The sequence below is a fragment of the Kushneria sp. Sum13 genome (assembly GCF_052692355.1).
This window is the reverse complement of record NZ_CP199847.1, coordinates 1,560,519-1,583,547: the sequence shown is the minus strand read 5'-3', so window position 1 is coordinate 1,583,547 and position 23,029 is coordinate 1,560,519. Positions and strand designations below refer to the sequence as shown.

General features: G+C 57.4%; 25 protein-coding genes. 5 read left to right on the top strand and 20 right to left on the bottom strand.

Translation table 11 applies throughout. The features are described 5' to 3' along the window. The first annotated feature begins 48 nt into the window (after positions 1-48). Both fliQ and fliR read left to right on the top strand, forming a co-directional pair. Positions 49-318 (top strand): flagellar biosynthesis protein FliQ, encoded by a 270-nt coding sequence (gene fliQ / locus ACUN8C_RS07475; protein WP_108843666.1) that lies wholly within the window; start codon positions 49-51, stop codon positions 316-318. An 11-nt stretch (positions 319-329) separates the two neighbouring features. Beyond that, positions 330-1,112: a flagellar biosynthetic protein FliR gene (gene fliR, locus ACUN8C_RS07470; protein WP_445621600.1), complete on the top strand. Its 783-nt coding sequence runs from the start codon at positions 330-332 to the stop codon at positions 1,110-1,112. A 109-nt stretch (positions 1,113-1,221) separates the two neighbouring features. Here fliR and flgL read toward each other — a convergent pair whose 3' ends face one another. From flgL to flgB, 11 genes are all read right to left on the bottom strand, one after another. Then, positions 1,222-2,172: a flagellar hook-associated protein FlgL gene (gene flgL / locus ACUN8C_RS07465; protein WP_445621599.1), complete on the bottom strand. Its 951-nt coding sequence runs from the start codon at positions 2,170-2,172 to the stop codon at positions 1,222-1,224. A gap of 13 nt (positions 2,173-2,185) precedes the next feature. Next, a complete protein-coding gene (gene flgK, locus ACUN8C_RS07460; protein ID WP_445621598.1) occupies positions 2,186-3,814 on the bottom strand; it encodes a flagellar hook-associated protein FlgK in 1,629 nt (542 codons plus the stop codon). Between the two features lie 105 nt (positions 3,815-3,919). Further along, positions 3,920-5,053, bottom strand: a complete 1,134-nt coding sequence (gene flgJ / locus ACUN8C_RS07455; protein ID WP_445621597.1) for a flagellar assembly peptidoglycan hydrolase FlgJ — start codon at positions 5,051-5,053, stop codon at positions 3,920-3,922. Continuing rightward, positions 5,053-6,183, bottom strand: a complete 1,131-nt coding sequence (locus ACUN8C_RS07450) for a flagellar basal body P-ring protein FlgI (protein ID WP_445621596.1) — start codon at positions 6,181-6,183, stop codon at positions 5,053-5,055. The genes flgJ and ACUN8C_RS07450 overlap by 1 nt, the downstream gene beginning before the upstream one ends. Before the next feature lie 15 nt (positions 6,184-6,198). After that, entirely contained in the window at positions 6,199-6,867 is a 669-nt protein-coding gene (locus ACUN8C_RS07445) for a flagellar basal body L-ring protein FlgH (protein WP_439330956.1), read from the bottom strand. Positions 6,868-6,921: 54 nt separating this feature from the next. Further along, positions 6,922-7,704 carry a flagellar basal-body rod protein FlgG gene (gene flgG, locus ACUN8C_RS07440; RefSeq protein ID WP_108843976.1) on the bottom strand — a complete coding sequence of 261 codons (783 nt, stop codon included), beginning with the start codon at positions 7,702-7,704 and terminating at the stop codon, positions 6,922-6,924. A gap of 72 nt (positions 7,705-7,776) precedes the next feature. Beyond that, positions 7,777-8,523, bottom strand: coding sequence for a flagellar basal body rod protein FlgF (locus tag ACUN8C_RS07435; RefSeq protein ID WP_445621595.1), 747 nt, complete (start codon positions 8,521-8,523; stop codon positions 7,777-7,779). 211 nt (positions 8,524-8,734) lie between these two features. Beyond that, positions 8,735-9,961, bottom strand: coding sequence for a flagellar hook protein FlgE (gene flgE / locus ACUN8C_RS07430; RefSeq protein ID WP_445621594.1), 1,227 nt, complete (start codon positions 9,959-9,961; stop codon positions 8,735-8,737). 81 nt (positions 9,962-10,042) lie between these two features. Beyond that, positions 10,043-10,723 carry a flagellar hook assembly protein FlgD gene (locus ACUN8C_RS07425; RefSeq protein WP_445621593.1) on the bottom strand — a complete coding sequence of 227 codons (681 nt, stop codon included), beginning with the start codon at positions 10,721-10,723 and terminating at the stop codon, positions 10,043-10,045. A 23-nt stretch (positions 10,724-10,746) separates the two neighbouring features. Then, positions 10,747-11,151 (bottom strand): flagellar basal body rod protein FlgC, encoded by a 405-nt coding sequence (gene flgC, locus ACUN8C_RS07420; RefSeq protein ID WP_108843674.1) that lies wholly within the window; start codon positions 11,149-11,151, stop codon positions 10,747-10,749. Between the two features lie 21 nt (positions 11,152-11,172). After that, positions 11,173-11,595, bottom strand: a complete 423-nt coding sequence (gene flgB / locus ACUN8C_RS07415; protein WP_445621592.1) for a flagellar basal body rod protein FlgB — start codon at positions 11,593-11,595, stop codon at positions 11,173-11,175. A gap of 209 nt (positions 11,596-11,804) precedes the next feature. Between flgB and flgA the strand changes: the two genes are divergently transcribed. From flgA to ACUN8C_RS07400, 3 genes are all read left to right on the top strand, one after another. Continuing rightward, positions 11,805-12,515, top strand: a complete 711-nt coding sequence (gene flgA, locus ACUN8C_RS07410) for a flagellar basal body P-ring formation chaperone FlgA (protein ID WP_445621591.1) — start codon at positions 11,805-11,807, stop codon at positions 12,513-12,515. 140 nt (positions 12,516-12,655) lie between these two features. Next, entirely contained in the window at positions 12,656-12,934 is a 279-nt protein-coding gene (gene flgM / locus ACUN8C_RS07405; protein ID WP_445621590.1) for a flagellar biosynthesis anti-sigma factor FlgM, read from the top strand. Positions 12,935-12,972: 38 nt separating this feature from the next. Next, positions 12,973-13,428 carry a flagella synthesis protein FlgN gene (locus ACUN8C_RS07400; protein ID WP_445621589.1) on the top strand — a complete coding sequence of 152 codons (456 nt, stop codon included), beginning with the start codon at positions 12,973-12,975 and terminating at the stop codon, positions 13,426-13,428. Between the two features lie 182 nt (positions 13,429-13,610). Here ACUN8C_RS07400 and ACUN8C_RS07395 read toward each other — a convergent pair whose 3' ends face one another. The 9 genes from ACUN8C_RS07395 to ACUN8C_RS07355 form a co-directional block, all read right to left on the bottom strand. Further along, positions 13,611-14,042, bottom strand: coding sequence for a flagellar protein FlhE (locus ACUN8C_RS07395; RefSeq protein WP_445621588.1), 432 nt, complete (start codon positions 14,040-14,042; stop codon positions 13,611-13,613). Continuing rightward, positions 14,039-16,123, bottom strand: a complete 2,085-nt coding sequence (flhA, locus tag ACUN8C_RS07390) for a flagellar biosynthesis protein FlhA (RefSeq protein WP_445621587.1) — start codon at positions 16,121-16,123, stop codon at positions 14,039-14,041. Before flhA ends, ACUN8C_RS07395 begins: the two co-directional genes overlap by 4 nt. A gap of 69 nt (positions 16,124-16,192) precedes the next feature. Then, positions 16,193-17,359: a flagellar biosynthesis protein FlhB gene (gene flhB / locus ACUN8C_RS07385; protein WP_445621586.1), complete on the bottom strand. Its 1,167-nt coding sequence runs from the start codon at positions 17,357-17,359 to the stop codon at positions 16,193-16,195. Positions 17,360-17,488: 129 nt separating this feature from the next. Beyond that, positions 17,489-18,157 carry a protein phosphatase CheZ gene (cheZ, locus tag ACUN8C_RS07380; protein WP_445621585.1) on the bottom strand — a complete coding sequence of 223 codons (669 nt, stop codon included), beginning with the start codon at positions 18,155-18,157 and terminating at the stop codon, positions 17,489-17,491. A 30-nt stretch (positions 18,158-18,187) separates the two neighbouring features. Further along, positions 18,188-18,577, bottom strand: a complete 390-nt coding sequence (gene cheY / locus ACUN8C_RS07375) for a chemotaxis response regulator CheY (RefSeq protein ID WP_090129602.1) — start codon at positions 18,575-18,577, stop codon at positions 18,188-18,190. A gap of 63 nt (positions 18,578-18,640) precedes the next feature. Next, complete coding sequence (locus ACUN8C_RS07370; RefSeq protein ID WP_445621584.1) at positions 18,641-19,702, bottom strand: protein-glutamate methylesterase/protein-glutamine glutaminase; 1,062 nt, start codon at positions 19,700-19,702, stop codon at positions 18,641-18,643. Next, the gene (locus tag ACUN8C_RS07365; protein ID WP_445621583.1) at positions 19,699-20,316 is read right to left on the bottom strand and encodes a chemoreceptor glutamine deamidase CheD; all 618 of its coding nucleotides are present in this window, start codon (positions 20,314-20,316) and stop codon (positions 19,699-19,701) included. The genes ACUN8C_RS07370 and ACUN8C_RS07365 overlap by 4 nt, the downstream gene beginning before the upstream one ends. Then, positions 20,313-21,158, bottom strand: coding sequence for a CheR family methyltransferase (locus ACUN8C_RS07360; protein ID WP_445621582.1), 846 nt, complete (start codon positions 21,156-21,158; stop codon positions 20,313-20,315). The genes ACUN8C_RS07365 and ACUN8C_RS07360 overlap by 4 nt, the downstream gene beginning before the upstream one ends. Before the next feature lie 28 nt (positions 21,159-21,186). Then, positions 21,187-22,983, bottom strand: a complete 1,797-nt coding sequence (locus tag ACUN8C_RS07355; RefSeq protein ID WP_445621581.1) for a methyl-accepting chemotaxis protein — start codon at positions 22,981-22,983, stop codon at positions 21,187-21,189. Positions 22,984-23,029 lie beyond the last annotated feature (46 nt).

Below are 23,029 nucleotides of genomic sequence, written 5' to 3'. Positions count from 1 at the left end.
TTTTCGAGGCAGTGGCCTCGTAGTATCCCGACTTCAAGGAGTGGCCCCATGACACCGGAAATGGTAATGAGTCTGGCCTATCGCGGCATGATGCTGACGCTTCTGATTGCAGCACCACTGCTACTGGTGGCCCTGACGGTGGGTCTGCTGGTCAGCCTTTTTCAGGCCGCCACCCAGATCAACGAAATGACACTTTCCTTTATTCCCAAGATTCTGGCGGTCTTTACAACGCTGATCATTGGCGGGTCCTGGATGCTGGGAACGCTCTCCGATTTTACTCGAGAGCTTTTTAACAATATCCCCGCCATGATCGGCTAGAGGGCCTTCCCTTGCTGGAGATTACTTCCGCCCAGCTCGATGCGTGGCTAACGGCCTTTCTCTGGCCCTTTGTCAGAATTCTGGCCTTTATTGGCACAGCCCCCATCTTTGGCGAAAACGCCATCCCCAAAACGGCCAAGGTAGGGCTTGCCTTTGCCCTGACCGTGGTCGTGGCCCCTGTACTGCCCCCCATGCCGGATATTCCCCCGGCTTCCTGGGCGGGTATCATGATCATTATCCAGCAGTTTCTTATCGGCGCAGCACTTGGGCTGGTCATGCGACTGGTGTTTGCCGCCATCCAGGCCGCCGGTGATTATATCGCCCTGCAAATGGGCCTCTCCTTCGCCTCGTTCTACTCTCCCGAAGCTCAGGGGACGACCACGGTCCTGTCACGTTTCCTTAACATGATCGCGATTCTCATGTTCATGTCCCTCAATGGTCATACCATCATGATCCGGCTTTTGATCGAGACCTTTACTCGCCTGCCGATCGGCCAGACAGGGCTTGAGCCGGCCGGCTTCGATGCGATCGCACGCTGGGGCAGTTTTATCTTCTCGGCCGGCTTTTTGATGGCCCTGCCCATAGTGACCGCCCTTTTGATCATCAATATCTCGATGGGCATCCTTAACCGCGCATCACCGCAGTTCTCGATCTTCTCGGTGGGCTTTCCCATTACCCTGACGACCGGGGTCATACTTCTGACCTTCATGACACCGGAGCTGGGAACGATCTTCCAGCGCATGTTTGAAAGTGCCCTCAATCAGATGGTCAACATCACGGAGCTTTTTTCCTGAGCCCGAACAGGGCTTTTCAAAATTGATGATCAGAGGCGCAATGCATGTGCCATAAAAAAGCCCCCATGTCGTTACCGACATGGGGGCTTTCTGACATTGGTGCTACCTGTTAGCGGACCAGATCAAACAAGGAAGTCTGCTGCACCTGCATGAAAATCTTCTTTGAGGCCTCAAGGCCGATCTGAGCCAGGGTATAACTGGAGATGGCTTCGGCATAATCCAGATCCTGAAGATCTGAAAGTGTACCATTGTTGCTGATGGTACGGCTGGCGCCGATATTGCCAAGAATATCAAGCTCGTTGAGCTTGCTGCCAATACTGGTCTGGACGCTTCCGACATTATCCAGACTTACATCGAGCTGTCGGTTGACCTTATCCAGATCAGCCCTCAAGGCGTCCTGATTACCAGGGGTTTGAGGTGTTCTAAGTGCCGTGATGGCAGTCTGAAAGGCCGTAAACAGATCGCTCTCAGCATCACCTGCAGCGGTTGCCGGCACCCGGAAAACGTCCGTCCCTGTTGCATTGACATTCATCAGGCGAGACGCATCCACCTGCATGTTCAGGGGTTCACCATCTCCGGCATAGTTCATGACGAAACCGCCGGTGGCATCAGTACCTGCCGTAAAGGGCTGTACATCACCCTTTGATCCGGAAAACATGTACTGGCCATTGCTGTCCTTGCCGTTGGCAAGCCCTGTAAGCTGGTTATAGAGCCCTTCAAGCTGAGTCGCGACTGAAGCTCTGTCACTGTCACTCAGCGCGCCATTGCCCGCCTGAACAACCAGTCCCTTGCCGGTATACAATAGTTTGTTGACGCTATCCAACGTGTTGTCCTGCGCCTCCAACACTGAAGTGGCGCTGGTACGACTGTTTTTATACTGTTCCTGAACAGCCTGATCCTGTTTGATAATCAGGGCCTGCGCCGATGCGCGCGGGTCGTCGGAAGGAGACACCACCCGCTTGCCGCTGGCCATCTGCTCGCCCACCTTCGACAGATCGCTCTGGCGGCTCTGCATGGAATTTTGGCTACGTTCGAACATCATTGAGGTACTGAGACGCATTTGTTTTATCCCCTTAACGCATGATGCCGATCAGCGCGTCGAACATCTCCGAGGAAGCCCGGATCATCTGCGCACTGGCACTGTAAAGCTGCTGATATTTGAGCATGTTGGCGGCTTCTTCATCGATATTGACTCCTGATACCGACTGCTGCGCGCTTTTAAGCTCCTGAGAAATCTGGGTTTGAGCGGCGTTACTGCTTTTGAGCGTGGCGGTCTTGTTACCGACATCGCTGACCAGGGAAGCATAGGCTGTATTCAGACTGGTACTGCCATTGATCAGGTTCTGGTTCTGCACATTGGCCATGGCCAATGCGTTGCTGTTACCGCGTACGCCTTCGGAGAGACTGCCACGGGCAGCAATCCCTTCCGGCGTCATTTCGCTGCTGACACTCAATTGACCGGCCGCATTGGCCAACGGCTTGATGACAAAGCTGTCGCCATTGGTCATGCCTGCCGGAACAGTGACGTCAAGCCCGGCATCAGCAGCATTGACTGCCTGCCCGCTATCCAGCCGCGTTAACGAGTAACCACTGGCCTCATTGCTGTTTACCGTCAGCTTGTAATTGCTTGCAGCGACCCTGGAAATATCGTCTGTGAACGATACCGTAGGCATGCCATTGCCAATGTTGGCACTGCTGGCCACAACCGCGGGTGTACCGGCCGTAAACAGCGCCTTGCCGGCATCACCATCCAGATCAAAACCGCCGGTCTGCAGCTCGTTAACGCTGGTCGCCAGTGTGTGCGCTATCTGATCGAGTCGCAGCTGCGTCGGTTCAAGCGACTGACTGCGAAACTGCGTCAGCCCCCCCAGCGTGCCGCCGGTCAATTTGCTTTCATCGAGCTCGAAAAGGCTTCCATCGCTTGCTCTAAGCGCCACTGCTCGACGAGTCGGATCATCCTCAGCATCGACCATTTCAAGCTTTTGCACCTGCTTGCCGGATACCAATGACTGCCCCGTCGATAGCGACACGGTGTATTGGCCATCCTGATTAACAACCGAAATACCGGTTAGCTCACTGAGCTTTGCCACGGCCAGATCGCGCTGGTCCAGCATGTCGTTGGGCGGCGTTCCGGTCTTGGCCTGCGTCTGGGTAATCTGAACGTTGAGCGTGGCAATCTGTTTGGAGTAACTGTTGATCTCATCAACCACACCGCCCATCTGCGCCACGGTGTTGTTCGACATGTTTTTCAGATAGCTGTCGGTCGCGCGAAACTGGGCCGTCATGCTCTGGGCATCACCCAGCAGGGCCTGACGCGTTGATGTATTGGCAGGATTGTCAGCCAGGGTCTGCATGCCCGCAAAAAAGGACTGCATCTGCTTGTTAATCCCGCCGTCATCGGCCAACAGGTTATCAATCTGGGATATCTGGGCCAGATGAGACTTGCTGGCCCCCAGCTCGCTGTTGGCATCGTTAAGCTGCGTGCTGAGATACTGCTCATACTGACGCTGTACGCCGGTCACACTGACGCCACTGCCGGCAAACAGGCCGCTGGCACTGGTGCCACCAGACTCGGACAGCCCGATAATCTGGCGGTTGTAGCCTTTGGTTTCAACGTTGGCAATGTTATTGCTTGTAGTACTCAGGCCAATCTGGGCAGCTCTCAGCCCGCTCAGCGCTGTCCCCATCAGTGAACCGGACATGGTGTTTCCTCGCACGCGCCCTTAAGGGTGTTATCTGTCATGTACTATCGGCCGAACGCCGGGAAATTTTAGGAAAACATGCCCTGTTGACAGGGCATCAATCGATCAAAAAATTCTGCTGGCTTCATTTTCAACGGCATAGGCCATGGCAGCCCGTCGTTGGGTTACCGCTGATATATCACCATCCTGGCGCCCCTGTGTGCGCGAGGCATACAGCGACTGAGGTACGGCGGGCTCGTCATTCGGCATTTGCGACATGATGGATACCAATTTTTCGCCATAGCGGGGGTCCGTCGCATAGCCACATTTTTGCAGCGCATGCGCCGCCGCCTCGGGCGTGCGGGCATCCAGTACCGGTTGATAGCGCGGGTTATCGGTCAAAAGACGCGCATAGTCGGAAAACGCCGCCTCATAAGAGTCATATACGCGAAAGGCCGCCCGCTCCTTGTGAGCGGTGCCTGCTTCAAACTCAGTGGTCATGACGCTTGCCCGATCGCCCTGCCAGCCGCCGGTTGCCTTGATGTTGAAAAGGTTGTGACTGGCCTTGCCATCATCAGTGCGAATTTCCTTCGCGCCCCAGCCGGTTTCAAGGGCCGCCTGGGCCAGAATCAGCTGATGCGGGATTCCCGTACGCTCACTGACAGCCCGTGCTGCCGAGCCCATTTTCGAGACAAACGAAGAGACGTGCGGGGCTACATCCGCCATCATTTTCTGATGGTCGACCCGGTCCTGTAGACCGCCGCCCAGAGAGGCGTAGCCTTCAATCAGCGGCCCGCGTTTTTGCTCGGCGGGCTTGACCACATGACTGTCTGAATCGAGGCGCGCGTTGTATTTCAACTGTTCATCGCTCAGCGGAATGGCCAGCGCCGACGGGATATTGCGGGACTGCGCCGTCAGCGTTTGAAGCGAATCATTGGGCGACATGTCAGCGGACTGAGCATTGTCCTTGTTCGACAGCTGCTTGATCATCATGTCGGACAGACCGATACCCTGTTCGGAGAGGTTCTGCGCCCACTGTTGATCCAGCATTTTGGTATAGGTGTCCATGCTGTCGCTTTTGAGCAGATCGCTTTTGGGCATGGCATCGCGCATGCTTTTCAGCATCTTTTGCAGAAACAGCGCTTCAAACTGCTGCGTGGTTTCCTTGAGACTCTCCTGAGGATTGTCACGCGCGCTGTACTTGAGCCTCGACAACCCCTGCACGTCGAGCGCAAAACTTCCCCGACTGTCCACTGACATTAGATGATCTCCAGATCCGCGTTGAGCGCACCGGCCGATTTCAGCGCCTGAAGAATGGCCATCAGGTCATTGGGGGTTGCGCCCAGACGATTCAGGGCATCCACAACCTGACTCAGATCCGCTTCGCCACTGACAATGCTCAGCGCCCCGGACTCTTCCTGCACGTTGATATCTGCATTGGGTACCACTGCAGTTTGCCCGCCTGACAAGGCATTCGGTTGGCTGATAATGGGGTTGGAATCTATCGTAATCGAGAGATTGCCATGAGCGATCGCCGCCCGGTTGAGCGTGACGCGGGTATTCATCGCCACCGAACCCGTACGGGCATTCATGATGACTTTCGGTGTCAACACACCCGGGTCTACATCGATGTTCTGTACACGCGCCATGAAAGAGACCTGAGAGGCGCTATCCAGCGGCGCCGCCAGCGAAATCACGCGTGAATTCTGGGCCACGGCAATCCCCTGGCCCATGGCATTGTTGATGGCATTCATGGTGCGCAGTGCAGTGTTGAAGTCAGCGTCCTTGAGCTCCAGATCGATACGCCCCTGCTCGGCCATCTGAACCGGCACCGTACGCTCGATGATCGCGCCGCCCGGAATACGACCGGACGAGGTCTGGTTGACCTGTACGCTGCTGCCGGCGGCCTGGGCACTGATGCCCGGGATGACCATATTGCCCTGTCCCAGCGCATAGATCTGACCATCCGCGCCCTTGAGCGGTGTCATGAGCAGCGTGCCACCCCGCAGACTGCGGGCGTTACCGACCGAGGACACGGTGATATCAAGCCTCTGTCCCGGGCTTGAAAACGGTGGCAGCTCGGCGGTGACCATGACGGCGGCCACATTCTTGAGCTGCATATTGGTGCCGGCCGGTATCGTGACCCCAAGCTCTGAAAGCATGTTGGTGACCGATTGCCCGGTAAAGGGCGCCTGCATGGTCTGGTCACCCGTGTTGTCCAGACCCACGACCAGGCCATATCCCACCAGCGGGTTGGAGCGCACGCCTGCAAAGGTGGCAATGTCGCCCAGCCGGGCTGCCTGAGCCTGACAGGCCAGGCCCATCAGGACGCAGCCGCTCAACAGCAGCGCGGCGCAATGCAGGGAGACGGATTTCAACATTGCCATCATTGTGAAGTTCCTCGATTAAAACGGTGAAATATTGAGGAAGAAGCGCTGCATCCAGCCCATGGTCTGCGCCTCGTTGATATACCCATCGCCGTAATACTCAAGTCGTGCATCGGCCACCTGGGTCGACGGTACGGTATTGAGCCCGGTAATCGTGCGCGGGTTGACGGTGCCCGAAAAGCGGATGTACTCGGTGCCCTGATTAATACCGATACGCTTCTCACCGGCGACCTGGAAGTTACCGTTGGGCAGCACATTCATGACCGTAGTGGTAATGGTGCCGACAAAGGTATTGGAGGCATTCGCGCCTCCCTGTCCCTGAAATGTATTGGTGCCGGAAAGACTGGTCGTCTGACCGTCCAGTAGCCCACCGATGACTCGTGGTGCGGCTTCAAGGCCAAGCGCCGTGGAACCGTTGCGGGTGGCATTGGCCGCCGAGCTTTTGGTGGCACTGACGTTTTCATTGAGCACGATGGTCAAAATGTCGCCTACGCCGCGCGGTCGACGGTCCTCGAACAGGGGCCGGGTATAGTTGCTCTGATAGATCGAACCGTTGGCGACCGGCATCGGCGGAAGCTGAGGCGGTGCCGTGGTTGGCCCTTCCACCACGTTTTGGCGTGGAATCTGGGCACAGGCCACCATCATCATGGCCATGCACGCCACCAGAAACAGCTTCCACAAACGCATGTATCGCATCATTGATCCCCGGTTAACCCTGCACACGTGCATCAATCTTCCCTGTCAGAGCTGAGTCAGACGCGCCAGCATCTGATCCACGGTCGATACGGCCTTGGAGTTGATCTCATAGGCACGCTGTGTCTCGATCATGCTGACCATCTCCTCCACAACATTGACGTTGGAGGTTTCCACAAAGCCCTGATAGATCGTGCCAGCACCGTTGTTGCCAGGAATGCTGTCATTACGCGGCCCGGAAGCATCGGTTTCGAGATAGAGGTTGTCGCCAATGCTTTCCAGACCGGTCGGGTTGATAAAGGTGGTCAACTGAAGCTGGCCGACCTGCTGGCTGGCTGCAGCGCCCGGCACTGTCACCGAGACCAGACCATCATTGGAAATTGATACCGACAGCGCGTTGGCCGGGATCACGATACCCGGATCGATCGGAAAACCGTTGGCGGTAACCAGCTGGCCGTCCTGGTTGACCTGAAAGGCGCCATCGCGGGTGAACGAGTTGGTGCCATCAGGCATCTGCACCGCAAAGAAACCATCGCCACGGATCGCGACATCCTTGGTGTTGCCGGTCTGCTCCAGGTTGCCCTGGGTATGCAGACGCTCGGTGGCCACAGCGCGAACACCGGTACCGATCTGAAGGCCCGAAGGCAGATTGGTCTGCACCGACGACATCGAACCGGGCTGGCGCAGGTTCTGATACAACAGATCCTCAAACACCGCGCGCGAGCGCTTGAAACCATTGGTCGAGACGTTGGCCAGGTTGTTGGAAATGACATCCATGTTGGTCTGCTGGGCATCAAGACCGGTCTTGGCAATCCAGAGTGCATTAATCATCGTTTTCTCCATTCACCGGCAATGATCCGGTGACTTCATGTGCCTGGTCAGAGCCGTCATGGCCCGGAAACATCAATTCATCGAAAGCAGCGAGTTGGCACGCTGATCGTTTTCATCGGCGGTTGTCAGTACTTTCATGTTCATTTCAAAGCGCCGGGCCGTGTCGATCATGGACACCATGGCTTCGGTCGGATTGACGTTGCTGCCCTCGAGCGTGCCACTGATGACCTGAACAGTTTCATCACGCGGCAGGGCTGCCATGGGTCCACCCTGTGCATTCCAGGCACCGAAAAGACCGTCTTCACGTCGGGCCATGCGCCCATCCTGATTACTGGCCAGCATCAGTCGACCAACCTCTGCCTGTGCCTGTGTGCCAGCTTCCCGGGCAGAGATGGTGCCGTCACCGGCGATTGAGACCTCGGCATTGAGCGGCAGAATAATGGGGCCGTCTTCTCCCATGACCGGCCGTCCCTGAGACATCAGCATCCCGGTAGGATCGACCTGCAATCCACCATTGCGGGTATAGGCGGTATCACCGTTGTTGGCCTGCACCGCCAGCCACCCTTCACCGTTGATGGCCACATCCAGTGCGCGACCGGTGGTGCTGAAAGAGCCGGCCGTAAAATCGGAGCCCGGGGTAGAATCAGCCGTAATGGCACGCGTGGCGTAGCCTGCACCGTTGACCGGCACCGCCCGAGCGGCACTGAGTTCGGCACGAAAGCCACTGGTCGAGACATTGGCCATGTTGTTGGCAACGGCAGACTGCCGCTCCAGACTCTGCCTGGCGCCCGACATGGCGGTGTAGATGATTCTGTCCATGACCCGCTCCGAAAAGCTTGAAGAAGTATCGCGGCCGGCATTTTCAGGTGTAACCGAATGCCCGCCCTTTGTGACGCCTAGTAAACACGCAAAGGCGTCTTCTCAAAGTCACAAGAAAGGCACGAGAAAGGTCGTATTTCGTCAGCTGCCATAGTGGCCATAAAAAAGACCGGCCCTGAGGCCGGTCGTTTTACTGCAGAGAGAGAACGGTTTAGCGCAGGTTGACCATGGTCTGCAGGATCTGGTCCTGCGTCTTGATGGTCTGGGCATTGGCCTGATAGTTGCGCTGCGCCACGATCATGGTGACAAGTTCGGCAGCCAGGTCGACGTTGGAGTTCTCAAGCGTTTGCGAACGCAGCGAACCCAGCTGTCCCGTACCGGCACTGCCCAGAAGCTCCTGCCCGGAGTTGGTCGTGGCAAGCCAGGCGTTATTACCGTCAGGCTTGAGCCCCTGCTCATTGGTAAAGCCGGCCAGTGCGACGCGACCCAGGGCACGACTCTGGTTGTTGGAATACTTGCCCAGTACGTCGCCGTTGTCGGCAATGGAGACACCCGTCAGGCTACCTGCAGCATAACCATTTTGCCCGGCCGCCTTGACCACGAAACTCCCACTATTCTGGGTAACACTGGAGAGATCGATATTAGCAGCGACATTGGCAGCCCCGTTATTCGGATTAAACGCCAGCGCCAGATCGCTATCCCCGGTAATTTTTCCGTTCGCATCAAAGCTCAGCGTTTTTGGCTGATTATTCGGTCCAATCTCATTGCCCTTGTTCAAGGCATGGACTTCCCAGGTATTGGGCGTTTCCGATTTCACAAAATACAGATTGACCTGCTGGGCATTGCCTTGCGAATCATAGGTCGTCAGCGAGGTCTGCCAGTTGTAGCTCTTGGGGTTGGTCGCATCAAAAGCAATCGCATTGCCGTCGGCATTCAACTTGACCGTGTCAGTCGAATCCAGGTTAAAGGTCATGCTGCCGCTGGTCGTGGCACTGGCATCCAGATCCCCCTGGGCCACCTGCAGTGCTACCGGCTGGGCCCCCGCCAGTACCACCGGGTTGGCAGACGTCGGGTCGTCCACCGGATAGCCCATCAACCTGCCGCCAGTGTTGTTGACCAGAAATCCATTTGAGTCCATCTGAAACTGGCCGTTGCGAGAATAGCTCACCTGCTGACCGTCGGTCAGACGGAAGAAACCACCGCCCTGAATGGCCAGGTCAAGATCACGGTCGGTGCTTTCCATGGCACCCTGGGAAAAGGCCTGGGTGATGGCAGAGACCTGCACACCAAGGCCTGCCTTGGCACCGGCATAAAGGTCAGCAAACTCGGTACGGCTTTTCTTGAAGCCGACGGTCTGTGAGTTGGCAATGTTGTGGCCGATGGTATCCAGCTGGCTGGATGCTGCATTAAGACCACTGACGCCCTGTGTAAAAGCCATGATTCATCCCCTGATTAAAAGTCGTCTCACCGGCCTGTGCCGGCTGGGTCATAGGACGCGCAACACCGCGCCCGGTGTGCGTTAAAGAATCTGTTTGACGTCGTTAAAGGCGACACTGCCCATGTTGGGCCCCAGGTCCAGCCTTGTAGCGTTACCGCCGGTCATGACGCCGCTAACATAACCGTATTGCAGCGCACGCGAGGCAACGGCTCGGCCGCTGCCGTCGATGGCAGCAATGGTGACCTGATAGGTACCACCCTCAACGCGAGCGTTGCTGGTGTCCGTACCATCCCAGTTGAAGGACTGCACCCCGGCCTTGATCTCGCCCAGATCATATTGATTGATGGTCCGACCCGAGGCATCCGTAATGGTGGCGGTGACCTGGGCGGCATCGTCATCAAGCTCGATACCAAAGGGCAGTACAGTGTCCTTGCCCACCTGAACCTTATTACCTTCCACCAGCACGCCTCGGCCGACCATGGCGCCGGCCTGCAGTTTCTGGGAGGCATCAATCTGACCGGTGATGCTTGAAAGCGTGTCATTGAGCTTGTCGATGCCGCTGACCGTATTGATCTGCGCAATCTGTGAGGTGAACTCGGAGTTCTCCATCGGATTGAGCGGATCCTGATTATTGAGCTGTGCCACCAGCAGGCTCATGAACTCTTCACCCAGTTCACTGGCGCTGGTCGCGCCCATGCCGCTGGTGCCGCCTGTCGTACTGGTACCGTTCACACGGCTCACCAGAGCGTTGTCAAATGCCATGATTTACTCCTCGATGATCCGGTTTACTGACCCAGCGTCAGCGTCTTGAGCATCAGTGTCTTGTTGGTGTTAAGCACTTCAACGTTGGCCTGATAGGAGCGCGCCGCCGAAATCATGTTGACCATTTCAGCCGTGGTATCCACGTTGGGCATGCTGACGTAACCCTGATCGTCGGCTGCCGGATTTTTCGGATCAAAAAGACGCCGGAATTCACTCTGATCTTCACTGATGCCCGCCACGCGAACGCCACCGATCTGCTGACCGGGCTCACCGGCCATTTCAAAGGTCAGCTGTCTGGCACGATAGGGCTGGCCATCAGGGCCTGCCACACTGTCCGCGTTGGCCAGGTTACTGGCGGTCACGTTCATGCGCTGTGACTGCGCCGAAAGCGCTGACCCTGAAATATCGAAAACGCTAAAAAGACTCATTGACTGTTCTCCTGTCGGTTATCAGGACTCGCGCTGCATGGCGTTTTTCAGGCCCTGCAATCGACTGGTTAGAAACTGTACATCGGCCTGGTAGTGCACGGTGTTGTCGGCGAAGTTGACGCGCTCCATATCCATGTCGACCGTATTGCCATCAAGGCTTGGCTGGGTCGGATTGCGATACAGCATGTCCATACCGCCTGCACTGCCATTGGCCTGAGCTGCGATATGCCGACTGGAGGTCATGCTCAGTGACAGCCCGCTCTGCCCTTCTGCCCGCCCTTGATTAACGACACGATCCAGTTCGGTTCTGAAGTCAAAGTCGCGCGCCTTGTACCCGGGAGTATCGGCATTGGCGATGTTGGCTGACAGCACTTCCTGGCGCTCGGCACGCAGGTTAAGGGACTGCTGCAAAAAGTTGAGTGAGGCGTTGAGCCGGTCGATCATGGGTAGTCACTCCATTGCGCCATGAATCATTAAGACAACAAAGGTTACTTTCTTTTACCTTTTGGAATGAGCGCAGCATAGAGAGCCCGCAACCCTCACCATTGAATGAAAAGGCCGCTTTTTAGGGGTCATTTCGCGCACTGTTTTTTTGAGCACCTGTCTAGAATGCACAGCATCCATGTAACCGTTTGATAACAACAGGCCACGTCATGACGCTGCCCTTCATACGCTCTTACCGCAGGCACTGCCGCCATGGCGCCACGTTGTTACTGGTGGCGGCAGGACTGGTTTGTGCACCGGTTGAAGCCAATGAACAGGTCATTTATGACGTCATTGAAGGATTTCTGCTGGAGCAGACGGCCAGTGAAAATGGTGATGTCACCATTGATCTCACGCCATCGCCGGCAGCAGCCATGGCCTGTCAGGCGCCTTCTCCGTTTTTGCCCGGGCGTGGCGGCAAGGTCTCGGGCCGCACCTCGGTTGGCGTGCGTTGCCCGGGCGATGCACCCGAGACGAGGTACTTTCAGGCCTATGTCCACATCAACGGCCAATACCCGGTGGTCAACCGCAACATCATGCCAGGCGATGTCATTGAAGAAAGTGACCTTGACTGGCAGGAAGGAGATCTGACCCGGCTGTCCAGTCGTTTGATCACCGATGCCTCTCAGCTGGTAGGGCAGGTATCGCAGCGCCGTATTGCAGCGGGTCAGCCGTTTCAGACAGGCATGGTGAAGGCGCCCGTACTCATCCAGCGCGGTGCCGAAGTTGCCCTGCTGGTTCAGGGTAATGGTTTCATGATCACCAGCAGCGGCAAGGCGTTAAATGACGCAGGCCTTGGTGAAAGTGTTCGAGTTAGAATGCCCTCCGGCAGCATTATCAATGGTGAGGCAAGTCGCGAAGGAGTAGTGGAGGTTCACTAGTCCCAAAGGCAGTCACATTACGCACTGATATCCATTCGATACCTTTCGTTACCAGAACGGGTTAAAGAACCTGTCCGTGATGTCGATAATGGATACAACAGCGCTTGCCTGCGCCCCTTTATCAGCTCACCCGAGAGAGCATGAAGATGAAAATTGACAGCAACAACGGTTCAATCAACCGCATTGCCAGCCCGGTGTCGGTATCACGCGTTGCTACGCCTGAAGCCGCTAAGACCGAGCAGAGCGCCGCGACGCGCTGGGTCCCTTCCAGCGCTCAGGATGGCTCGCAGGATATTGATACGGCACGTGTCAACGAACTGCGTCAGGCCATTCGCGATGGCAGCTTTGAGGTTGATACCGGAAAAATTGCCGACGGCCTGATCGCAAGCGCGCAGGAGCTGCTTTCGAGCAAGGGCTGAAGCATTCCTCTGTTTGAACGCCTTTGGAGAATACATGGATGAACGATTACGCCAACATCCTGAATCAGATCGATGAAGCCCTCGGGCGCTTCATCGATTTACTCGACCAAGAGGCCGAGATTCTGGATAGCCATCCGGTCGATATTGAAGCCCTGCTGCAAGCCTGTGAGCACAAGGGCACCTCAATGGTTCGACTGGATCAGCTCGAACGCGCTCGAAGTGCCCTGCTTGAAAGCCGCGGTCTCGGTTCGGATCGCGCCACAAGCGATCGAGCGGCCATCAAACTAGAGCTCAACGAGCTATGGCAGCGTATTATCGAGCGCACTGAAGCGGCCGCGCAGCGTAATCGTCTCAACGGGTTTGTGATTGGTCGACGTCTGGATTTCCACAGTCGTGCCCTTAACTTCCTTCAGACCGCAGCCGGCATGACCATGTACGGCCCCAACGGTCGCCAGCACAATATCGGCCGCTCCAGTACGCATCTTGTGGGCTGAGCGCAGATTTGACACTCAAGCATTAAAAAGGCCGCGCCATGATTATGGCGCGGCCTTTTTGATTCCGAATTTAGCGCTTTAATTGAATAAGCAAACACGGCCCCGGCTCTGAATGCCTGTCAGGCAAAACCCTTTTCATTACCTTCCCATTACCCTGCCGAATAGCCTGCAGCAGGCGTGATTTACTGGTCCTGCAGCCGATAGTTGACGAATACCTGGGCGGCCCCGCCCCGCACCGGATGCTTGAGCATGCCCTTGCCAGGCAGCACAAAGTGAAGTGACAGCGGCGTACTGGCTGGCAGCCCGGCAAGGGCGTCCGTGCTGCCACGAGCCATATTCAGTGCCACGCATTCTAATGGCGTACACAGAGAAGCCTCTGGCAGCACCTCCCCCGGGCCCAACTCATAGCGCCAGGAAAGCTCGGTCAACCGGCTGCCAACGGGCGCATTCTCGGCATTCGCCAGCGCCACCCTGTATTCCCATCCCTTTTGCGCCATGTCAGGAAGATTGACCTGAACAGGAATGGCGCCCCCGCCCCCGGCTTCGGCCCAGACCGACGGCAAGGCCAATGCAGCAGTGATCACAAGCCATGATGCCGGCCGAACGCTTATCATGACTGCGATCCGATAATGGCCGTCACACGAATCTGGCGTTCTTCAGGGATCTCTGCCTGAGAGAGCACCACCAGACGCGGCAGGCGTCGACGCAAAAACCGCGACAGCAGCGAGCGCACGCCGTGCTGCACCACTAGTACGGCCGGCAGCCCGCGTTCCTCCTGGCGCTGAACAGCGGTTTCTGCCTGTTGAATCAACGTATCGGCAAGGCCGGGCTCCAGCGCCCCGCCATTGTTGAGCGCCTGCATCAGCATTTTCTCCAGATCGACATCAAGGCTGATCACTTCGGCAGGCTCCTGCCCGGGGAAATACTGCTGCGTAATGGCACGGCCCAGCGCCAGTCGCACGGCGGCGGTCAGCTCCATGGCGTCAGTGGTATGGCCACCATGATCGGCCAGGGTATCAATGATGGTTCGCATATCGCGGATCGACACATCTTCCGACAATAGCTGCTGCAGGATTCGGGTCAGTGTGGTCATTGAAATCAGCTTGGGCACGACTTCCTCGACCAGGCTCGGCGATTCCTTCGCCAGTCGATCCAGCAGCTTCTGGGTTTCACTACGGCCCATCATTTCACTGGCGTGCTCACCCAGCAGGTGATTAAGGTGCGTGGCCACCACCGTGCTGGCATCGACCACGGTAAAGCCCTGCATCTGCGCCTGATCACGCTGAGTAGCCTCAATCCAGGTCGCGGGCAGACCAAACGCCGGATCTTTCGTGACACGACCCTCAAGATTGCCCATTGCCTGACCGGGATCAATGGCCAGATACTGTCCGGGCCACGCCTCCCCTTCGCCAATCAGGACGCCATTGAGCGCGATGCGATACTGCTGTGGCTGTAGTGACAGGTTGTCGCGAATATGCACCACCGGCGGCAGGAACCCCACCTCCTGGGCAAACTTCTTGCGCAGACTCTTGATGCGTTTCAAAAGCTCGCCATCCTGATTCTGATCTACCAGCGGGATCAGGCGATGACCGACCTCAAGACCCAGCGGGTCCACCAGCTGTACGTCATCCCAGCTGGCTTCATGACTGTCCGTCACGGCGGCCGCCACTGGCTGAGTCTCCTCAATGCTGGCCGCTTCCTTGTTTTTCTTGCTCAGATACCAGCCCAGACCGCCCAGCATGGCAGTGAACAGCAAAAACACGATGTTGGGCATGCCGGGAATAATGCCCAGCAGGCCGACAACGCCTGCCGTTAGATAGAGCACACGGGGATTGGTAAACAGCTGGCCCAGCAGCTGCTGACCCACGTCCTGCTCGGTGTTAACGCGCGATACGGTCACACCGGCCGCAGTAGAAATGATCAGGGCCGGAATCTGGCCGACCAGGCCATCCCCGATGGTCAACAGCGTATAGGTGTGGGCAGCATCGCCGACCGAAAGCCCGTGCTGGGCCACGCCCACGATCAGCCCGCCCACGATGTTGATGACCATAATCAGGATACCGGCGACGGCATCACCGCGTACAAATTTGCTGGCACCATCCATGGAACCGAAAAATTCGGCTTCCTGAGCGATCTCCTTGCGCCGCTCACGCGCGAATTTTTCATCGATCAGACCGGCATTAAGATCGGCATCGATGGCCATCTGCTTGCCGGGCATGGCATCCAGGGTAAAGCGCGCGCCGACTTCAGCAATACGACCCGCACCCTTGGTAATCACCATGAAGTTGATGACGACCAGAATGACAAACACCACCAGACCCACGGCAAAGTTACCGCCGACAAGAAACTCGGCAAACGCCTCGATGACCTTGCCAGCAGCGTCACCGCCGTTATGCCCTTCCAGCAGAACCACACGCGTCGAGGCCACGTTGAGCGACAGCCTCAGCAGCGTTGAAAACAGCAGCACGGCCGGGAAGGCCGCAAACTCAAGCGGTTTGGTGGTGAACATGCTCACCAGCAGCACCATGATCGACAGTGCAATATTAAAGGTAAACAGCATGTCGAGAATAAATGGTGGCAGCGGCAGCACCATCATCGACAGAATCATGAGGATCAGGACCGGGCCGGCCAGAAACTTCAGCTGGCTGCTCTGCGTCAGGCCACCCCGGGAAAACAGTGCACTCAATGCATTCATGTCAGCGATGACCTGTCATGGTGAATAGGTTGTCCGGCGCCTTTAATGGGCAACGCAGCGCCCCGAGCATCATTGTTCATTGCTGTCCTCGTCATCCGAGGGTGACGGGGTATAGGCCATCTCTTCAGGCACCTCGATATGGCCGGGTCGTTTTGGCGTTTTGCCCCCCTCACTGCGATGGCGGCGCAGCTGATACACCCAGGCCAGCACTTCAGCAACGGCGGTATAAAGTGCGGCAGGAATTTCCCGGCCCAGCTCACCGTGTCGATACAGTGAACGCGCCAGCGCCGGGGCTTCCAGAAAGGGAATACGGTTCTCCTGACCCAGCTCGCGAATTTTGGCAGCCACGGCATCAGCGCCCTTCGCCACCACCCGCGGGGCCCCCATCTCGTCGTCCTTATAGGCCAGCGCCACGGCAAAATGGGTCGGGTTGGTAATAATGACGTCGGCCTTGGGCACCTCACTCATCATGCGTCGGCGCGCGATCGCCTGCTGCTGCTGGCGAATACGGCCCTTGACGTGTGGGTCCCCTTCGGACTCCTTGTGTTCCTGGCGAATATCTTCCCGGCTCATGCGGAGCTTTTTGGTGTGGCTCCAAAGCTGATAAGGCACATCGATGAGGATGACAAAGATGAAGGACAGCAGGATCAGGGCACAGCAGAACACCACCAGCAGCATCATGTGACGCATGGCGGACTGGATGCTTTCTCCGGCAAGTCCCAGCAGCTCACCCTGGTGGCTATAGATAAAGTAGGCCGCGACCAGCGCAATCAGCAGCGACTTGGCAATGGTCTTGACCAGTTCTGCCAGTGCCTGACTGGAAAAGATACGCTTTAGACCGGCGCCTGGATTGAGCTTTTTGATATCCACCTTGATGGACTTGGTCGAAAACAGCCAGCCACCCAACGCCATGGGCGCCATCAGCGCGACCACCCCCATGATGCCCAGAATCGGGGCAATGGCCAGCAGTGCCCGCCCGCCCAGCGCCGAGACATTGATCATCATTCGAGTGGGGTCGCGTGCGACCTCCGAATCAAAGGTCAGTCCGTCCATCATGACGTCTGACAGCGTCTCTCCCATCCAGCTCATGCACAGCGCAAGGCCGGCAGCCCCGACGCTGAGCATCAGGAAGGTGGTCAACTCACGTGAACGAGCAACCTGGCCCTCTTCACGGGCTTTTTCAATGCGTCGTGCCGTTGGCTCTTCGGTTTTTTCTGCGTCGCTGTCGCCGGACATTTCGACCCCATGAAATCATGTAGAGCATCGTGCTCACTGGGCGACATTGTGCGAGGAAGGAGGGAAAAACAATCGCTCGAATAGCCCGCCCGAGGGAGAGCTATTCGACACATAAGCAGGAAATATGAACTAGAACCCGAGACTGTCGAGCAGATCGTCGACCTGAGACTGATCGGTCACGATATCGGTGCGCCCTTCCGTCTTGATCTGGGGCCCGTTGAGCAGGCCTTCGGGGGTCTTGCTGGAGCTCTCCCTTGCACGCTCGCGCATGGCTTCAGAGGGCATGTTATCGATCAGCACCTGCAGGAGCTCACGCTCGATTTCGCGGATGACCTCCATCATTTTCTTGATGACCTGACCGGTCAGATCCTGGAAGTCCTGGGCCATCATGACTTCCATCAGCTGACTCTGGGTCGCGCGGGTCTGTGCCGGCACCCATTCAAGATAGGCACGAGTATCCCCGACTAGATCACGCGCTTCGGCCTGCTCAAGCGGCTTGTCGAACCACTGATCCCAGCGCCCGGCGAGCTCAGCCGACTGCTTTTCAATGTTGTCCTGAATGGGCTGAGCAATTTCGATGGCATTGAGCGAGCGCTCGGCCGCCTGCTCGGTCATGGAGGCAATATAGCTCAGGCGATCGCGGGAATCGGGAATGGCCTGGGCGGCCTTCTCGACTTCCTTGTCCAGCCCCAGCTCTCGCATATTGTCACGCAACGCACGCGTCAGATGACCGATTCTGGCAATAAGGTCCGGCGGGATCGCATCTTCTGCGTTCTGCGGTTTGGCATTGGCTGTCATGTCGTTAACTCCCGATGGCTATCCGCAGACTTATTTATCGAGCTTTTCGAAGATCTTGTTCAGCTTTTCTTCGAGCGTCGCGGCGGTAAAGGGTTTCACCACGTAACCATTGGCGCCGGCCTGCGCTGCCGCAATGATGTTTTCCTTTTTGGCTTCTGCCGTGACCATCAACACCGGAAGATGCTTGAGGTTGTCATCGGCACGAATCTGCTTGAGCATTTCCAGCCCGTCCAGGTTCGGCATGTTCCAGTCAGAGACCACAAAGCCAAAGCTGTCACTGCGAAGCTTTGCCAGACCATCGACGCCGTCTTCGGCCTCATCAACATTGTTGAAGCCAAGCTCCTTGAGGAGGTTGCGCACGATACGACGCATGGTGGGAAAGTCGTCCACCACCAGGATGTGAATGTTCTTGTCAGCCATGTCTGCCATTTCCTTTTCAAATAAGTGCGCTTGCGCGCGAGTCAACGATTCAGTGGTGCTGCGCTAAACGCGCAGCGCCTGACGATTATTGCCACCCAGCTGTGCCAGCGCTCGCTCGCACATGCTGGTAATGGGGACGATTTCACATGCAGCACCCAGGGCTATGGCCTCACGCGGCATGCCAAAGACCACACAGCTGGCTTCATCCTGCGCCAGCGTCCAGGCACCGGCTTCGCGCATCTTCAAAAGCCCCTGAGCACCATCCTTGCCCATACCGGTCAACAGCACACCAATGGCATTCTTGCCTGCGCTGATGGCGGCGGATTCAAACAGCGCATCAACGGAAGGCCTGTGGCGATTGATGGGCGCTTCATGGTCCAGCGAAATCACATAGTTGGCGCCGCTTCGAATCAGACGCAGGTGCGCTTCACCACCGGGTGCCAGATAGGCATGACCGGGCAGCACACGCTCGCCATGCACGGCTTCGCGAACACTGATACGACAAAGACTATCCAGACGCGCAGCAAAGGATTTGGTAAACCCGGCCGGCATGTGCTGGGTAATCAGTATTGCCGGGCTGTCCGAGGGCAGCGGCATCAAAAATTCTCGAATCGCTTCTGTGCCGCCCGTTGAGGCACCCACGATCAGAAGCTTCTCGCTGGAATACAGGGGCGCACGAAGGGCCGCCGGCGCAGTCGTTGACGACGGGTGAGCCACCTTGAGCTTTGCCCTGGAGGCTGCTCGGATCTTGTCAGTAATGGCATGAGCGTATTCGGCCATGCCTTCTCGAATGCCGAGCTGTGGCTTGGTCACGAAATCCACCGCGCCCAGCTCAAGCGCCCGCATGGTGATTTCCGAGCCGCGCTCTGTCAGGGAAGAGACCATGACGACCGGCATGGGCCGCAGGCGCATGAGCCTTTCCAGAAAATCCAGACCATCCATGCGCGGCATTTCGACATCCAGTGTCAGCACATCGGGATTGGTCCGTTTGATCAGATCACGAGCCACAAGAGGATCCGGGGCCGTGGCAACCACTTCCATGTCCGGCTCCTGATTGATGATTTCGCTGATCAGGCTGCGAATCAGTGCCGAATCGTCAACACACAATACCTTGATCTTGCTCACCGTCCTGCTCCTTTCATGCCTGCTGCAGCTGCGACCAGCGGATTAACAGCATCGCCCACCAGCGCCTCGATCAATGTCTTCTCACGACTGCAGACCGTGGCACTACCGTTGAGGCGCCTGACCCTTACCTGGCCGGTCCCCGGCAGATAGTGCACGCGACGCGCATGGCTACCGTTGAGGTCCTGCGCGAGGACACGAATGTTTTCGCGATCAAGCCACGCCATGACAAACTCGGCATTGGCAAATCCGATGCGCGATGCCATACCGGCAATGACCATGCCGCCCCCGAATACCTTGGCTTCCAGTCGGTCGCGACGTCCGCCCAACCGACATATTTCCTCCACCAGCGTGCTCATGGCGTGCTCGCCGTAACGAAGACGTGGGCCGCTGGTATCGTGACTGCCATCACCGGGCAGCATGTAATGGTTCATGCCGCCCACGCCTGCCGCGCTATCACGGATACACGCAGAGACGCAGGAACCCAGCACCGTCGACAGCACCATGGGTGATGACGCCACGTAATACTCGCTCGGCAGCAGCTTGACGGCGTCAAGACTGTCATCGCGATCGAAGTAAAAGTGGTCGGCCAGGCCTTCCTGCTCGCGAGATTTCATGACCGTGAACCCGGGTTTGACGCAAGGCCATAGACGGTATGTCCCTGCAAACGGAAGGCATCGGTCAAATAGGTAAAGTTTTCGGAGTGCCCGGCAAAAAGCAGTCCATTGGGCTTGAGCAGCGGCGCAAACCTTTCCAGAATTTTCTTCTGAGTCGGCTTGTCGAAATAAATCATGATGTTGCGACAGAAGATGACATCAAACGGACCTTCAACTTCCCATCGGGCCGCCAGCAGATTCAACTGGCGATATTCCACCATGGCCGCCAGCGCCGGATTGACCCGTGCCACGCCGGATTTGGCTCCTACGCCGCGCATGAAGAAACGCTTGCGCTGCTCCATCGACAGCTTCTCGATCTGAGCGATCGGGTAGATACCGGCCGCCGCCGTGGCGAGCGCCTTGGTATCAATATCGGTGGCCACAATCCTGGCGCTTTGCGCCTTCGACCCGAGCGCCTCGGTCAGCGTCATGGCCAGCGACCAGGGCTCTTCGCCGGTAGACGCTGCGCAGCACCACACCTTGACGCTGCCGCTCTGGGCGCGAACGTGATCGGCCAGAATCGGAAAATGATGCGCTTCACGAAAAAATGACGTCAGATTGGTCGTCAACGCATTAACGAAATGTTCCCACTCCGAGGACTCTGCATGGCCATCCAGCAGATCCAGATAAGCCTTGAACTGATTAAGTCCAAGGGTGCGCAGGCGACGTGCCAGCCGGCTGTAAACCATCTCTTTTTTATGCAATGCCAGTGCAATACCTGCACGCTCATGGATCAGGCGCCTTACACGCTCGAAATCCTCATGCGTCAGTTTTAAATCGCGGCTTTCAACGACTTCTGTCACGTCTTTTACTCCGCATCACCCGAGGTGATTAAAAGGTTGTCCAGTCCTCGTCTGCTGCTTCAGACGCTGGCTCACCACGTGGGCGAGCAACTTGTGCCTTGGCTTTGGCAGAGACGGAGGCGGCGGCTTTGCCGGACTCGGTACGTGACGACGTCGAAATGTGTCTGTCCGATTCACCGCCGTGGGCCTTACCCCCATGCTTCATTGAAGAAGCAGTCCTGTCTGAAGCTATTATCGGCGCCCGAACGCTTTCCTTGATCCTGAAAAGACTGACAATTTCATTAAGATGATCGGCGTTTTGACGCATCGACTCGGAGGCTGCCGAAGACTGCTCGACCATGGCGGCATTTTGCTGGGTCATTTCGTCCATGCGCTGAATGGCCTGGCCGATCTGTTCGATGCCATTTTTCTGCTCACGGGTGGCTGACGAGATCTCCTGCATCAGTGTCGTGACCCGATGCACCCCGCCGACGATATCGGTCATGGTGGTTTGTGCGCGGGCTACCAGCTCGCTGCCGGCATGCACTTCAACCGAAGACCTGTCGATCAGTTCACGGATTTCGCGGGCAGCCTGAGCGCTGCGACTGGCCAGGGAACGCACCTCATTGGCAACCACGGCAAACCCTTTGCCCTGCTCGCCGGCACGCGCCGCTTCCACCGAGGCATTGAGTGCCAGAATATTGGTCTGAAAGGCAATGCTGTCGATGACGCCCACGATATCGGAGATGCGTGCCGAGGCCTGAGTGATGCCCTCCATGCGCGTGACAACATCGCCCATTTCGCTGCGGCCCCGCTCGGCTACGGTCGACGCCTCATGCGCCAGCTTCGAGGCATCACTGGCATGCTCTGCGTTATGGCCGACCGTGGCGGTCAGCTCTTCCATGCTGCTGGAGGTCTGTTCAAGTGACGCTGCCTGTTCCTCGGTGCGCCGAGAGAGGTGCTGGTTACCGGTGGCCAGCTCACTGCTGGCCGGCGAGATCACGCCAACACTGCCCTTGACGTCACGAACCACGCCTAAAAGGCACTTGCGCATGGTATCCAGTGCGATCATCAACTGATCCTGACTGGTGCTGGGCGCTTCAAGGTTGCCACTGGAAATTTGTCGGCAGCACACCAGCGCCTGCTCAAGCGAGCGCTGAGCGCGTCGTACCAGCAACGCTCCGGCAGCCGCCGTGCCCGTTGCCAGCAGGGTGGTGGCAATGGTGAGTGTGCTCATGAGTACTGGAAGTGACTGCTGGGACGAGAGCATCTGATAATCCGCCACCAGAAGGCCCAGCAGTGCCAGAGACGATACTGCACATGTGGCTCCCGCCCAGCTGGCCTTGCGCGCCGGGGCCATACGGCCAATTCGATGCCCCCAGCCCAGCGGGCCGGCCGGCGTAATGACGCCATGCACCAGCGTCCACCCCTTGCCCTGGCCTCTGCTGATACGTTGGTAGACCCGCTCGGCGTGTGCAATGGACGCCTCGTCAGCCTTGATGCGGACCGAGGCATAGCCCTTGAGCTGGCCCTGCTCGACAATAGGCATGACCGTGGCCCTGACCCAGTAGTAGCCCCCGTCCTTGCGTCGATTCTTGACCATGCCGGTCCACGTCTCTCCGTCGCGCAGCGTCTTCCAGAGATTGGCAAAGGCCACTGGTGGCATGTCCGGATGGCGCACAAGGTTATGGGGGGCGCCAATCAGCTCGTGGCGCTCAAATCCACTGACCTCGATAAACGCCGGATTGGCGTAAACGATATTGCCATCCGTGTCGGTCTGGGAGATCAGAAACTGCTGCTCATCCAGGACATAATGTTTGTCATTGACCGGTTGGTTATTGCGCACGCATGGATCTCCTGAGATGAACTCGGTGGCCGGCGGTTGCCGGCGG